This is a genomic window from Dellaglioa sp. L3N (assembly GCF_054941095.1).
This window is the reverse complement of sequence record NZ_CM142928.1, coordinates 1-14,294: the sequence shown is the minus strand read 5'-3', so window position 1 is coordinate 14,294 and position 14,294 is coordinate 1. Positions and strand designations below refer to the sequence as shown.

Genomic DNA, 14,294 nt, shown 5'->3' with positions numbered 1-14,294 from the left:
TTATTATGCAAAAAAAATAGCCCTTAAAGGACTATTTTTTAAGCTTCCGCTATATAAGAGAGCGATGAAAATTTATTATATGATTTAACAAACAATAATTTAACCGTACCACGTTCACCACCACGGTTTTTTTCAATAATAACCTCAACTTCTCCAACATTTTGATCATCTTCATCCCTTGGGTCTGGCATATTTCCGTCTTCATCTTCGTCCGTTTCGCGTTCATAATAATCATCACGATACAAAAACGCAACGATATCAGCATCTTGTTCAATAGAACCAGATTCACGAATATCTGACAACACTGGTCGTTTATCTTGACGTTGTTCAACACCACGAGATAATTGAGATAAGGCAATGACGGGAACGCTTAGTTCTTTCGCCAATTTTTTCATTTGACGCGAAATTTCTGAGACTTCTTGTTGGCGACTTTCACGACCTGAACCTTCAATTAATTGTAAATAATCAACAACAATTAGCCCTAATCCGTCTTTTTCTTTGGCTAATCGACGACATTTTGCCCGAATTTCAGCCATCTTTGAACCAGCTGTATCATCAATAAAAATATTTGCCTTCGATAACGAATTCATTGCCACAATCAAATTGGACCATTCCGATTCATCTAATTGCCCCGTTCTTAAATGATTAGCATTAATACTACCTTCAGCACATAACATCCGACTAACTAACGATTCCGCTGACATTTCCAAACTAAATATAGCCACCGTTTCACCCGTTTTTGTCGCCACATTTTGTGCTATATTCAAAGCAAAAGCTGTTTTACCAACGGCTGGACGAGCAGCCAAAATAATCAATTCATCTGCATGCAATCCGGCAGTCATTTTATCCAACTCTGGATAACCCGTCGATAATCCAGTAATTGTGTCGCCTTCTTTAGCTAGCTTTTCAATATTTGTAAAGGTACTTTTTAACACGTCAGCAATAGCTTGAAACCCACTACGATTTCTTTTTTCAGAAACGCTCATAATTTCACGTTCAGCATTATCTAAAAGTGTTGCGACATCATCGTCTTGTGATAACCCATTTGTCGCAATCGTTGTTGCCGTTGCAATTAAACGGCGAATCATTGATTTTTCTTCAACAATCTTAGCATAATATTGAACATTGGCTGCAGTTGGTACTGAGCCTGCTAATTCAACAATATAGCTAACACCACCAACGTCATCCATCTGATTTTTAGACGTTAAATTATCTTGGATTGTCACAATATCAATTGCTTCATCTCTATCATTTAAATCCACCATAGCAGCAAATATTAATTGATGCCGACGTTGATAAAAGTCTTCTGGTTCTAAATATTCCATAGCTTCAACAAGTGCATCACCCTTTAAGAAAATGGCACCCAAAACAGCTTGTTCTGCTTCAATATTCTGTGGCGGTGTTTGGTCTGTTAATAGTTCATTATTCATTATATTGTGTTCTCCTTACTTCCCCAATCAAGAAAAAAACTGGCGCAAAATCAACTTTTGCCCAGTTTTTCAAATAAATACTACTTTAGTTATTGGCCGAGACATGCACGCGAATCATTGCTGTCACATCGACATGTAATTTAACAGGAACATTGGTGAATCCCAAAGCACGAATGGGTTCTGGTAATTCAACTTTACGTTTATCAATCTTAATACCATATTGTTTTTCCATAGCTTGAACAATTTGCTTACTAGGTATTGACCCAAATAAACGCCCATCTTCGCCAGCCTTAGCTGTTAATTCAACAACTGTTTTGTCATCTTCTAAAACGGCTTTTTCATCTTTAGCTTCTTTTAAAACTTCTTCAGCTTTCTTTTCTTCAGCTTTTTGTTGTCCTTTTAAAGAACTCATTGCTGAATTTGTAGCAATTTTTGCTTTACCATTTTTAATTAAAAAGTTTTGTGCATAACCGCTTGGAACTTCCTTAATTTCTCCACGTTTACCTTTTCCACGAACATCTTCTAAAAATATAACTTTCATGGCTAATCACTCCTTAGTTTCATCTTTTTTTGACATTAAAATACTAACTAATTGTTCTGCAGCTTCACTCACACTCACACCAGTCAATTGGGTTGCGGCATTGGATAAATGACCACCGCCACCCAATTGTTCCATAATGACTTGGACATTTGTGTCGCCAGTGCTCCTAGCTGAAATGCTAACACGATTATCTGGTCGTTTCGTCACAACAAATGATGCTGAAACACCCGAAACAGATAATAACGAATCTGCCGCTTGTGCTGCCGTGACTGGATCATATACAGTATTATCTTCACCCACACATAATGCCAAGTCACTATTAATGAACTCCACTTTATCAATTAAATGATTCCGTTTCAAGTAGCTATCGACATTTTCTTTCATAAAATCTTGAACCATTGTTGAATCAGCCCCAACCGATCTTAAATAACTGGCTGCATCGAATGTTCGCGTCCCTGTTCTCAACGAGAATGACTTCGTATCAATGATAATTCCAGTTAGCATTGCAGTTGCTTCAATTTTATTAATGGGTTCACTATCTTTTGATTGATATTCAAACATTTCAGTAATCAATTCACAAGTTGATGAGGCATAAGGTTCAATGTAAACCAACATTGGGTTTTCAGGAAATTCCTCACCACGACGATGATGATCAATAACCATTAATCGATTTTTAAGTTTTTCATATAATTCAGGGCTTCCAGAAATAGAAGGTTTCGAATGATCCACCATCACTAATAAACTTTGCTCTGTTGCTTTTTCTAATGCCTCTTCGGGTGTAATAACATTATATTTAATATCAGGATATTGTTCCAATTCTTCCATTAACCGTTGTACATCGGAATGTACAGCTGTTTGGTCAAGGACAATCCAACATTTCATATTATTCATCAGGGCAATTCGTCTGATACCCAAACAAGCACCTACAGAGTCCATATCAGGGCTCTGGTGTCCCATAACGAAAACTTGGTCCAATGGTTTCATGATTTCTTGTAAAGCCTGAGAAATCATTCTAGCACGAACTCGAGTCCGTTTTTCCATTGGGTTAGTTTTACCACCATAGAATCTTGCTTGTTCCTCAGGCGATTTAACAACCACTTGATCGCCACCTCGGCCTAAAGCTAAATCTAAATTACTTTGGGCTAATGTTGCAAGTGAATTCAAATCACCATCACCATACGCAATTCCCATACTCAAAGTAAGCGGGAAATTTTGTTTTGATGTCCGTTCACGAATTCGATCTAAAATTTTAAAATTTTCTTCTTCAATTTGTTGTAAAGAATGCGCATGAACCAAAATAAAGAAACGATCCGTATCTGTTCTTTTTAAGTACATTCCATAACGACGTGCCCAATTTGATAACTCATTTGTGACAAAATTACTCAAGTTAGACACATTTTTATCCGACATAGATTGAGTCACTTCATCATAATTATCTAAAAAGACCTGTCCAATAACAACGCGTTCAGCTTCAAATTCTTTTTCGATTGCTGAGTAACGTGTAACATCCATCAAATAAGCGACATGGATATCATTTTGAATAATCATTTCAAAATCTTTTTCGTGCCACGTAACTGTAACCGCAGCTTTATTCTCAATATTATCCGTGATAATTGAAGCTAAATCGCCATCAACAGCCTCAATTTTTTTACCTAATACATCATTTTTTTCAAAATAAGGTTGTAGATAAGGGTTAACCCACTCAATTTCATTCTTTTCATTGAAAATTAAGATACCAATTGGCATCTTAATAAGCGCTTCTTGCTCACCACGTTTAATTCGATATGATAATTCTGATATATATTCATTCGTATTTGCGGTAATTTGAGACATGATATAAATGCTTGCACTAATAGCACCCAATGCAATAATTAATAATATAAGTCCTAAAAATAAATTAACCGTAAAAGATAGAACAACACTAAATAAAGACATGATTATGATAAAAATCGCAATCCATCTTAAGCGTTCATTCTTCAAAAAACCGGGAAGTTTCTCGTTCGAAAGGAACTTTTTCATAGTATCTCCTCATCTTTGAATTCTAGATGTTATCTATTTTATCACATTCAACATTTACCTGCACAAATCTTCCCATGGACAAAAAAAAGAAGACTATTTGCATAGTCTTCTTTAATCATTACTATTCTTCTGAAACGAATGGTAATAAGCCCATAATACGTGAGCGTTTAATTGCAATTGTTAAACTGCGTTGGTTTTTAGCGCTTGTTCCCGTAACACGACGGGGTAAAATCTTACCACGTTCTGAAATGAAACGTTTTAACAAGTCTGTATCTTTGTAATCGATATATTCGATGTGGTTAGCTGCGATGAAGTCGACTTTACGACGACGACGTGCGCCACCGCCACCACCTCTACGTTGTTGTTGTTGTGCCATGTGAGTTTCCTCCTCTAATTAGAATGGTAGATCGTCATCAGAAATATCAATTTGTTGGCCATTATTTGCAAATGGATCAACAGTTGCTGAATCGTTGGTTTGCGTTTTGTTTGAATTATTATTCGAACTTGCGCCACCAAACGGATTAGCATTGTTATTTACTGATGATGAAGTTGATTGAGGAGCGCTGCTTTGATTATTAGCGTTATCTTGTTGGTGGCTTGACTGAGATTTTGATTCAAGCAACGAAAAGTTTTCAACGACAACTTCAGTAACATAAACGCGGGTTCCTTGTTGGTTATCGTATGAACGCGTTTGAATTCGGCCATCGACACCAATTAAAGAACCTTTATGCGTGAAATTAGCAAAGTTTTCAGCTGCTTTTCGCCAGATAACACAGTTAATAAAATCGGCTTCACGTTCGCCAGAAGCGTTCGTAAATTGTCGATTAACTGCAACTGTAAAAGTTGCAACTGCAGCACCACTAGCTGTGTAGCGTAAATCAGGGTCTCTTGTTAAACGTCCGACAAGTACTGTTCTATTAATCATAATGTGTTGCTCCTCTCCGTTATTTTATTAAAATGAATTATTTTTCATCTCTGTTAATGATCATATGACGCAAAATTCCTTCGTTGATCTTTGAAAGACGATCAAATTCGTTAATTGCGATATCGTCATCGGCTGTAGCATTAATGATATGGTAGATACCTTCATTATAACCGCTGATTTCGTATGCAAGACGACGTTTTGACCAGTCTTTTGAAGTAACGATTTCTGCACCATTACTTGTTAAAATACCATCGAAACGTTCGATCAAAGCTGCTTTAGCTGCTTCATCAAGATCAGTACGGATGATATAAGTAATTTCATATTTACTCATGACTGTTTACACCTCCTTATGGACTTTAGGTCCTTACCTCATGGCAAGAACAAGGGAAGTTATCTATTTAATGCTATAGACACTTACGAACTAAAAGTATATCACTGACATTCGCTTAAAGCAAGAAAATCCTAATTAACTACACACTTATTAAGTACGTCGTTAATTAGGATTTTATTTAATTTTTTAAATTTATTTTATTCTGGATCCGTTATTTCAGTTTCAATGTCAGATACAACTTCATCTAAATCAACTGTTGTTTCTTCAGGAGCAGCTTCAACCTTAGCCATTGTTGCAACTTTAGCATTTTCATCAATTCGAATTAAATGAACACCTAAAGTCGCACGACCTGTTTTCGATACGTTCTTCACGTTAAATCGAATCATCACACCTTGATCCGTAATTAACATAATATCTTCGTCACCTTGAACAGTTGCTAAACCAGCAATTGGGCCATTCTTTTCAGAAATATTGGCTGTCTTAATCCCTTTTCCACCACGACCTTTAATCGCATAAGCAGAAGCAGGTGTTTGTTTCCCATATCCTTTTTCAGAAATGATGAATACGTGACTATCAGCAGCTAATAAATCAGCCCCAACAACGTAATCATCTTCTCTTAAACGAATACCGCGAACACCAGAAGCAGAACGTCCCATTGAACGAACATCATTCTCAGCAAATGAAACAGCGTAACCGAGATGTGTGCCAATAATCATATTCTGAGTTCCATCTGTAATCGCAACGTTAATTAATTCATCTTCATCATGCAATTTAATGGCTTTTAATCCATTATTTCGGATGTTAGAAAATTCTGAAACTGGCGTTCTCTTAACTGTTCCGTTAAGCGTCGTGAAGAAAAGATAACGTTCATCATTTTCTTGCTTACTTACATTGATAACAGCTTGAATTTTTTCGCCAGAATTAACGCCTAAAAGATTAATAACTGGAATTCCTTTGGCTGTACGACCGTATTCAGGAATTTCATATCCCTTCATACGGTAGACTTTTCCAGCATTCGTGAAGAAGAGTAAGGTGTCATGCGTTGATGTTGACACAAGATGCTCAATAAAGTCATCATCATGAACACCCATCCCTTGGACACCACGTCCACCACGGTTTTGCGCTTTGAATTCATCGGTTGGAAGTCGTTTGACATACCCATTATGCGTTAAGGTAATCATCACTTCTTCCTCTTCAATCAAATCTTCATCTTCAAGATTCAAGACTTCACCAATTAACAATTCAGTACGACGTTCGTCACCAAATTTTGATTGTAAGTCTAACAATTCTTGATAAATAATCTCATGAATCCGTGAATCATGCGCTAAAATATCTTCAAAATCAGCAATTGATGCCATCAAATTTTGATATTCATCCTCAATTTTTTCACGTTCCAAACCAGTTAAACGAACCAAACGCATATCTAAGATAGCTTGGGCTTGTTTATCTGATAAACCGTAATTACTCATTAATTGATTTTTAGCGAGTTCACCCGTATTTGAACTACGGATAATTCGGATAATTTCATCAATATGATCAAGTGCAATTCTTAATCCTTCGAGAATATGTGCACGAGCACGCGCCTTTTTCAATTCAAATTGCGTACGACGACGAATTACTTTTTCTTGATGTTCAAGATAATAAACAAGCATTTCCTTTAAACTTAAAACTTTAGGAATACCATTCACAATAGCTAACATGTTAAAGCTAAATGAGGTTTGTAATAGCGTTAATTTATAAAGATTATTTAACACAACTGAAGCACTCATATCACGACGAATATCAATTACGATTCGCATTCCTTCACGATCAGACTCATCATTAATATCAGTAATACCTTCAATTTTTTTATCACGAGCCAAGTCGGCAATACGTTCAATTAAACGCGCTTTATTGACCATGTAAGGCAATTCATCAACGATAATACGTTCTTTACCGTTTTTTTGTTCTTCAATTTCAACTCTTGAACGAATTGTAATTGTCCCTTTACCTGTTTCATAAGCTTTACGAATGCCTGATTTACCTAAAACGGTAGCTCCCGTTGGAAAATCAGGTCCAGGAATAGCTTCCATCAAATCAGCCACAGTTGCATCAGGATTATCCATTAAAATATGTAATCCTGAAATAACCTCTGCCAAATTATGAGGTGGGATATTCGTTGTCATACCAACAGCAATACCTGTTGCACCATTAACTAATAAGTTAGGGAAACGCGCAGGTAAAACAACTGGTTCATGTTCACTACCATCATAATTATCCATGAAATCAATCGTATCTTTATTGATATCACGCATCATTTCAACAGCAATCTTACTCATTCTAGCTTCGGTATAACGCATAGCAGCAGCGCCATCACCATCGACAGAACCAAAGTTACCATGTCCATCAACTAACATGTAACGGTAACTAAAATCTTGAGCCATACGTACCATGGCTTCATAAATCGATGAATCACCATGAGGATGATACTTACCCATAACATCCCCAACAATTCTAGCTGACTTCTTATATGGTTTATCAGGTGTAATTCCCAATTCACTCATCCCATACAAAATACGACGATGAACAGGTTTTAACCCATCTCGAACATCTGGAAGCGCACGAGCAACGATAACACTCATTGCGTAATCCAAGAATGATTTTTTCATTTCTCCGGAAAGATTAACATCTTTTATCCGGCTTGATGCTGGTAGTTCTTCTGCCAAAATAACCAACCTCCTTTACGACCAAATTTTTAAATATCTAAGTTTTCTACGTAAGTGGCATTTTCTTCAATAAATTCACGTCTAGGCTCTACACGATCACCCATCAACATGTTAAAGACATCATTAGCTTCAATAGCATCATCAACATTAACTCGTAATAGACGACGCGCATCTGGATCCATAGTTGTTTCCCATAATTGAGAAGCATCCATTTCCCCAAGCCCTTTGTATCGCTGAATAACAGGTTTTGGTGTCGGCGTCAACTGACCTTGAATTTCTTCTAATTCTTCTTCAGTATCAACATAACGAATCATTTTACCTTGTCGAATTTGGTATAAAGGTGGTTGCGCAATATAGACGAATCCAGCTTCAACGAGTGGACGCATATAACGGTAAAATAGCGTTAACAATAATGTTCTAATATGCGCACCATCAACATCGGCATCAGTCATAATGATTAATTTATGATAATTAGCTTTTTCAACATCAAATTCGCCACCAAATCCAGTACCCATAGCTGTAAATAATGAGCGAATTTCTTCATTAGCTAAAATCTTATCTAAACTGGCTTTTTCAACATTCAAAATTTTACCACGAATAGGCAAAATAGCTTGCGTTAAACGTGAGCGACCTTGTTTAGCTGAACCACCAGCTGAATCACCTTCGACAATAAATAGTTCACTAATTGCAGGATCTTTACTTGTATTATCAGCCAATTTACCAGGTAAATTACTGATTTCAAGGCCACTCTTTTTACGCGTTACTTCTCGAGCATGTTTAGCCGCAACTCGTGCTCTAGCAGCTAACATCCCTTTTTCTACAATAATTTTAGCTTCTTTAGGATTTTCCATCAAGAACTTAGTGAAATGTTCAGAGAATGTTCGATCAGTCACTGTTCGTGCATCAGAGTTTCCTAATTTTGTTTTTGTTTGGCCTTCAAATTGAGGATCTGGATGTTTAATGCTGACAACCGCAGTTAATCCTTCACGAACATCTTCACCAGAAAGGTTGGTATCATTTTCTTTCATCAGGTTATTTTTGCGGGCATAATCATTTATAACCCGGGTTAAGGCTGTCTTAAACCCAGACTCATGCGTCCCACCTTCGTAGGTATGAATATTATTTGTAAAAGTCAATAAATTACTGTGATAATCGTCCGTATATTGAAGGGCAACTTCAACAATAATTCCTTTTTGTTCGCCCTCAACATAGATAGGTTCTGGAAAAATAACATCTTTATTTTTATTTAAATATTCAACATAATGCTTAATACCACCAGCATAATGGAATTCTTGTAATCCGGGCCCACCATCACGTTTATCATCAATCGTAATTTTAAGTCCCTTGTTCAAGAATGCTAATTCGCGAATACGTGTTGTTAATATTTTAATATCATAGACCGTTGTTTCTGTAAAAATATCAGGATCTGGCACAAAATGAACAATTGTTGCATGTTCATTTTCAGGTGCTTCACCAACAACAGCCATTTCTGTTGTTACTTTACCACGAGCAAAGTCCATACCATAGATTTTACCTTCACGGATAACTCGGACATCTAACTCGGTTGATAACGCATTAACAACTGAGGCACCAACACCATGAAGTCCACCAGAAACTTTGTATCCACCGCCACCAAACTTACCACCAGCATGCAAAATGGTGAAGACCGTTTCAAGTGCTGGACGACCTGTTTTGGCTTGCGTATCAACAGGGATACCACGACCATTATCACGAACCGTAATACTGTTATCCTTTTCAACAACAACATTAATTTCATCAGCAAATCCGGCCAAAGCTTCATCAATACCATTATCAATAATTTCCCAAACTAAATGATGAAGACCTTGTGAAGCTGTTGTTCCGATATACATACCCGGACGTTTCCTAACAGCTTCAAGTCCTTCTAAAACTTGAATTTGACTTGCATCGTATTCTTTTGCTTTTTCTTCATGTAATTCTTCTGCTATTTCAGCTTGTTTTTCTTGATCAGTCAACTGTGTGTTCCTCCTCTTCGAGTAAGTTACCTTGATTAATATGAAAAATCTTCGGTTCGTTAATTAACGTTCTAGCAATCCCACTTAGGTTTGGTGTTGTTAAAAATGTTTGAACCTTGTTTTGAATCGTCTTCAAAAGGTGCGTTTGACGCATATCATCTAATTCAGAAAGAACATCATCTAAAAGAAGGACCGGATATTCACCAGTCTCTTCTTTCATTAACTCAATTTCAGCTAATTTAACTGATAATGCAGTGGTTCTTTGTTGTCCTTGAGAACCATATGTCTGAACATTTTTGCCGTTAATTAAAAAACGCACATCATCACGATGTGGTCCAGCTAGGGTTGTCCCTTGGAATATTTCTTTTTTAGTTGCTTTTTTTAGATTGTTTTGTAATTGTTCATATAGTTGTTCAACCGTTTGTTCTGTAGCATTTTCCAAATGAGTCGCATACTCAAATGTCACTGTTTCGGCTGACTGCGTAATTTCTTCTTGTAATTGATTAGCCCAAAACTCGAGTTGTTTAAGAAATATTAATCGTTGATGCACAATCTCAGCACCAAAAGCAGCTAATTGATCAGATAAGACATCTAAAAAGACCAAATCTTGGTCTTTTTTGTGTTGTAGTTGTTTTAAATATTGATTACGTTGTTTCAAAATAGTTCGATATTGACCCAAATTATATAAGTATCGGGCATTAATCTGACCAAATTCCATGTCAATAAATCGTCTTCTTACAGCTGGAGCTCCTTTTACGAGGGCTAAATCCTCTGGTGCAAACAAAATCACATTGAACTGACCAATGTATTGTGATAATTTCGCTTGCTCCAAATGATTAACTTTAGCTTTCTTGCCTTTGGAATTGATTTGTATCTCAAGTGGTATTGAACCGACTTGTTTACTGACTCGACCTTGAATTATCGCCGCCGTCTTATCCCATTTAATTAACTCTTTATCATTATTCGTTCGATGACTTCGAGTCATTGATAGCACATAGATGGCTTCCAGTAAATTGGTTTTACCTTGAGCATTCTCACCAAGTAAAATATTGATTGCTGGTGAAAATGAGACGTTTAAATCTTCATAGTTGCGATAATCCCTCAAGGTTAGATTTTCTAAATACATTGATAAGCCTACTTTTCGTCCATTGAATGCATTGTAATAATTGCAATACCTGGGACTTCAATAACATCGCCAGGATATAATTTACGACCGCGTCGGTCTTCCAATTCACCATTCACGAGTACTTCGTTCTCACGTAAAAACCATTTTGCTTCGCCACCAGAATTAATAATTGTTTCTGATTTCAAGACTTGTTGCAACATCATATAAGGTGTTTCTAAATAAATATCTGATTTCAAATCGTCGTCAACCTCCATTTTCTTCCTTTTTCATTATACCTTTTTTGTGACTAAATTACAATTTCACATCTCATTATAAGGCGATTTAAGCGATTTAATTTTTATTTAGTCCTTTTACTCTCAACATACTAAAAAGGCTATATTTTTAATTAATTGCCTAAAATCAACTATCATCCCTTTTTTGAGGGTTAAACCAAACTCAAAAATTACATTTACCACATTATTTAAATTTTAAGCTAAATTTGCCTAAAAAAAGAGAGTGAAAACAGTTAATTAAAACTGATTTTCACTCCATTTTCATGAATGATAACAATCTAACGCATAATTAGAATGTTCGAACGGGTGTAATTAATTGAATAAATTGAGTTGTATCTTCAGTTGGTACTAAAGTAAAGGGTCTTAATGGTTGCGTAAAAGCAACTTTGATTTCAGTCTGACCAAATGACCGTAAAGCATCTTTCATATAATCGGGATTAAATGAAATTTCAAGATCATTACCTGATAAGTTACTGAATTCTAAAGCTTCTTCAACATTACCAACATCAGGTGAATTACTATAAATAACAACTTTTTGTTCAGCAGCATTAATGGCGAGCTTTACAACGTTATTACGACTTTCATGTGATAACAATGAAGCACGTTCAATTGCTGACAATAATTTTGGTGCGTTAAAGTCAATATCTGTTGCTGATTCATTGGGAATTAAGCGGCTTGTGTCAGGATAATTACCTTCCAACAGACGTGAATAGAATGAGGTATTACCAATAATAAATAAAACTTGGTTTTCTGAGATACGCATTTCAATATCTGGATTTAAATCATCAATCATTCGTGATAATTCAACTAAGGCTTTACCAGGAATAATGATATCGTACTTAGCAGCATTAGCACCTGCCAATGTAATTTTACGTTGGCTTAGACGATGACTATCTGTTGCAACTGCTAAAAATTCACCATTCTCAATGACAAAATGAACACCAGTCAAAATAGGGCGACTTTCTTGATTAGAAACCGCAATAACGGTTTGACTAATAATTTGTTTCAAGATTGAACCTGAAAATACTAGGTTATCAGCAGTATCAATTTCTGGTAAATGAGGATAATTGTTTGCATCCAAGCCATTGATATTAAATGATGCTGATCCTGAAGTTATTTCTGTTTGATAACCATCAGTTACGGTTAATGAAAATGTATCCTGAGGTAATTTCTTAACAATTTCACTGAAAAAACGAGCAGGAAGCACGATTTCACCAGTTGATTCGATTGTTAAATTATTTGCGTCATCTTCAACAGATAAAAATGTTTCAATAGAAACATCTGCATCACTACCTGTTAAAAGTAAGCCTGAAGCAGTTAAAACTACTTTGATACCCGTTAATATAGGAATCGTTGTTTTTGACGAAATGGCTCTCTGAACATCTGTTAATTGTTTGATAAATGCTGAACGATTAATTGTAAATTCCATAGTAAAACCTCCGGTGAGTTTAGTTATTAATTAAGTAATAAAAGAATAGAAGCAGTAGTAGGGCCTGTTAATCATGTTAAGAAATACGTTGAGCCTTATGAATAAAAGCATCCACATGTGTATAACTTGTGAGTAAAGTAGCTCTTTTATCCACAAATATCCACATAAATTATTGGTTGAGTTCGCTCTTAAGGTCTGCAATTTGGCGCTGAAGTTTGTCATCAGTTTCCAATAATCCGGCAATTTTTTCATGCGCATGAATAACGGTCGTATGATCTTTACCACCAAATTCAGAACCAATTTTAGGTAAAGAATTATCAGTTAATTCACGACTCAAGTACATCGCAATTTGACGTGGCATAACGATGGCTTTAACACGCTTCTTGCCCTTTAAATCGCCCACAGTTACATGGAAAAATTTAGCAACGCGATCTTGGACGATAGCAATTGAAACTTCATTTGCTTTGTTGTTTAAATTCAAGTTTTTTAAGGCATCAGCCGCTAAACTCGTGGTTATTTCTGAGTTGGATAATGTTGCATAAGCTTGAACTCTAACTAAAGCCCCTTCAAGTTCACGAATATTTGAATCAATTTGTCCGGCAATATAACTTAAGGTATCATCGGGAATCTCAAGATTTTCAGCGTCAGATTTATTTCTTAGAATAGCAATTCTAGTTTCTAAATCAGGGGGCGTAATATCAACTGAAAGACCCCATTTAAAGCGAGATATCAACCGTTTTTGTAATTTAGGAATTTCATTTGGTAAGCGATCTGATGACAAGACGATTTGCTTTTTATCATCATATAATGAATTAAACGTATGAAAAAATTCTTCCTGAGTTGATTCTTTATCAGCAAAAAATTGAATATCATCTACTAATAGGAGGTCAACACTGCGATATTCTTTTCGGAAAGCTTCAGGGGTATTATTTCGTAGTGAATTAATAAAGCCGTTTGTGAAGGCTTCACTTGTCACATATTTCACTTTTGCATCAGGATTATTTAAGAGCATCTGGTGACCAATAGCGTGCATCAAATGCGTCTTACCTAATCCAACGCCACCATAGAAGAATAGCGGATTGTATAAGCGACCGGGTTCTTCAGAAACAACTAAAGCAGCAGCGTGCGCCATTTGATTACCTTTTCCGGTAACGAAAGTACTGAAGGTGTATCTGTCATTTAATTTGGCATCACGCATAAAGGTAGGGACATTATCATTATTAGATTTTGTGGCATCTGCTAAGGACATATTATTTTGAGCTCGAGTGGTTGATTCACCCTTTATTTGTAGTACAGGATTGATTTCTTCGCCAGTTTTTTCATAAAGAAAAGCAACAACTTTTGGGGCTAAGTGTTGAATCCAATAAGTTTTGTGCAACTGGGAAGGAAGTTCAATAATGAGATCGTTATTAATAAATTGCTTTGGTTCAGCTGAAGAAATCCAAGTTTCATAACTCACAGGGTTGAGTTGTGTTTTGAAATAATCTGTCAGTGAAGTCCATAAATTTTCGAGAGTAAACAA

12 protein-coding genes are annotated in these 14,294 nt (G+C 36.1%); all 12 read right to left on the bottom strand.

Features of this window, described 5'->3' with window-relative positions:
• Nucleotides 1-38: 38 nt before the first annotated feature.
• Nucleotides 39-1,430: a replicative DNA helicase gene (gene dnaB, locus ACVPPR_RS00060; protein WP_462298492.1), complete on the bottom strand. Its 1,392-nt coding sequence runs from the start codon at nucleotides 1,428-1,430 to the stop codon at nucleotides 39-41.
• Nucleotides 1,431-1,515: 85 nt separating this feature from the next.
• Nucleotides 1,516-1,971 (bottom strand): 50S ribosomal protein L9, encoded by a 456-nt coding sequence (gene rplI / locus ACVPPR_RS00055; RefSeq protein ID WP_462298493.1) that lies wholly within the window; start codon nucleotides 1,969-1,971, stop codon nucleotides 1,516-1,518.
• Between the two features lie 6 nt (nucleotides 1,972-1,977).
• A complete protein-coding gene (locus ACVPPR_RS00050) occupies nucleotides 1,978-3,990 on the bottom strand; it encodes a DHH family phosphoesterase (RefSeq protein ID WP_462298494.1) in 2,013 nt (670 codons plus the stop codon).
• Nucleotides 3,991-4,111: 121 nt separating this feature from the next.
• Nucleotides 4,112-4,366 carry a 30S ribosomal protein S18 gene (rpsR, locus tag ACVPPR_RS00045; RefSeq protein ID WP_462298495.1) on the bottom strand — a complete coding sequence of 85 codons (255 nt, stop codon included), beginning with the start codon at nucleotides 4,364-4,366 and terminating at the stop codon, nucleotides 4,112-4,114.
• Between the two features lie 18 nt (nucleotides 4,367-4,384).
• Nucleotides 4,385-4,915, bottom strand: a complete 531-nt coding sequence (gene ssb / locus ACVPPR_RS00040) for a single-stranded DNA-binding protein (protein WP_462298496.1) — start codon at nucleotides 4,913-4,915, stop codon at nucleotides 4,385-4,387.
• 37 nt (nucleotides 4,916-4,952) lie between these two features.
• Nucleotides 4,953-5,246, bottom strand: coding sequence for a 30S ribosomal protein S6 (gene rpsF, locus ACVPPR_RS00035; RefSeq protein ID WP_409021850.1), 294 nt, complete (start codon nucleotides 5,244-5,246; stop codon nucleotides 4,953-4,955).
• Nucleotides 5,247-5,443: 197 nt separating this feature from the next.
• On the bottom strand, nucleotides 5,444-7,951 hold the full coding sequence (gene gyrA, locus ACVPPR_RS00030; protein WP_462304261.1) for a DNA gyrase subunit A: 2,508 nt from the start codon (nucleotides 7,949-7,951) through the stop codon (nucleotides 5,444-5,446).
• 29 nt (nucleotides 7,952-7,980) lie between these two features.
• Nucleotides 7,981-9,918: a DNA topoisomerase (ATP-hydrolyzing) subunit B gene (gene gyrB, locus ACVPPR_RS00025; RefSeq protein ID WP_462298553.1), complete on the bottom strand. Its 1,938-nt coding sequence runs from the start codon at nucleotides 9,916-9,918 to the stop codon at nucleotides 7,981-7,983.
• 19 nt (nucleotides 9,919-9,937) lie between these two features.
• Entirely contained in the window at nucleotides 9,938-11,071 is a 1,134-nt protein-coding gene (gene recF, locus ACVPPR_RS00020; RefSeq protein WP_462304260.1) for a DNA replication/repair protein RecF, read from the bottom strand.
• 8 nt (nucleotides 11,072-11,079) lie between these two features.
• Nucleotides 11,080-11,307, bottom strand: a complete 228-nt coding sequence (yaaA, locus tag ACVPPR_RS00015) for a S4 domain-containing protein YaaA (RefSeq protein WP_057974154.1) — start codon at nucleotides 11,305-11,307, stop codon at nucleotides 11,080-11,082.
• Between the two features lie 325 nt (nucleotides 11,308-11,632).
• On the bottom strand, nucleotides 11,633-12,772 hold the full coding sequence (gene dnaN, locus ACVPPR_RS00010) for a DNA polymerase III subunit beta (protein WP_462304259.1): 1,140 nt from the start codon (nucleotides 12,770-12,772) through the stop codon (nucleotides 11,633-11,635).
• A 169-nt stretch (nucleotides 12,773-12,941) separates the two neighbouring features.
• Nucleotides 12,942-14,294, bottom strand: a complete 1,353-nt coding sequence (gene dnaA / locus ACVPPR_RS00005) for a chromosomal replication initiator protein DnaA (RefSeq protein WP_462298501.1) — start codon at nucleotides 14,292-14,294, stop codon at nucleotides 12,942-12,944.

Bases quoted from the DNA above. Each gene is read 5' to 3' on its own strand.
- dnaB (WP_462298492.1), bottom strand. From the start codon at position 1,430: ATGAATAATGAACTATTAACAGACCAAACACCGCCACAGAATATTGAA.
- rplI (WP_462298493.1), bottom strand. From the start codon at position 1,971: ATGAAAGTTATATTTTTAGAAGATGTTCGTGGAAAAGGTAAACGTGGA.
- ACVPPR_RS00050 (WP_462298494.1), bottom strand. From the start codon at position 3,990: ATGAAAAAGTTCCTTTCGAACGAGAAACTTCCCGGTTTTTTGAAGAAT.
- rpsR (WP_462298495.1), bottom strand. From the start codon at position 4,366: ATGGCACAACAACAACAACGTAGAGGTGGTGGCGGTGGCGCACGTCGT.
- ssb (WP_462298496.1), bottom strand. From the start codon at position 4,915: ATGATTAATAGAACAGTACTTGTCGGACGTTTAACAAGAGACCCTGAT.
- rpsF (WP_409021850.1), bottom strand. From the start codon at position 5,246: ATGAGTAAATATGAAATTACTTATATCATCCGTACTGATCTTGATGAA.
- recF (WP_462304260.1), bottom strand. From the start codon at position 11,071: ATGTATTTAGAAAATCTAACCTTGAGGGATTATCGCAACTATGAAGAT.
- dnaN (WP_462304259.1), bottom strand. From the start codon at position 12,772: ATGGAATTTACAATTAATCGTTCAGCATTTATCAAACAATTAACAGAT.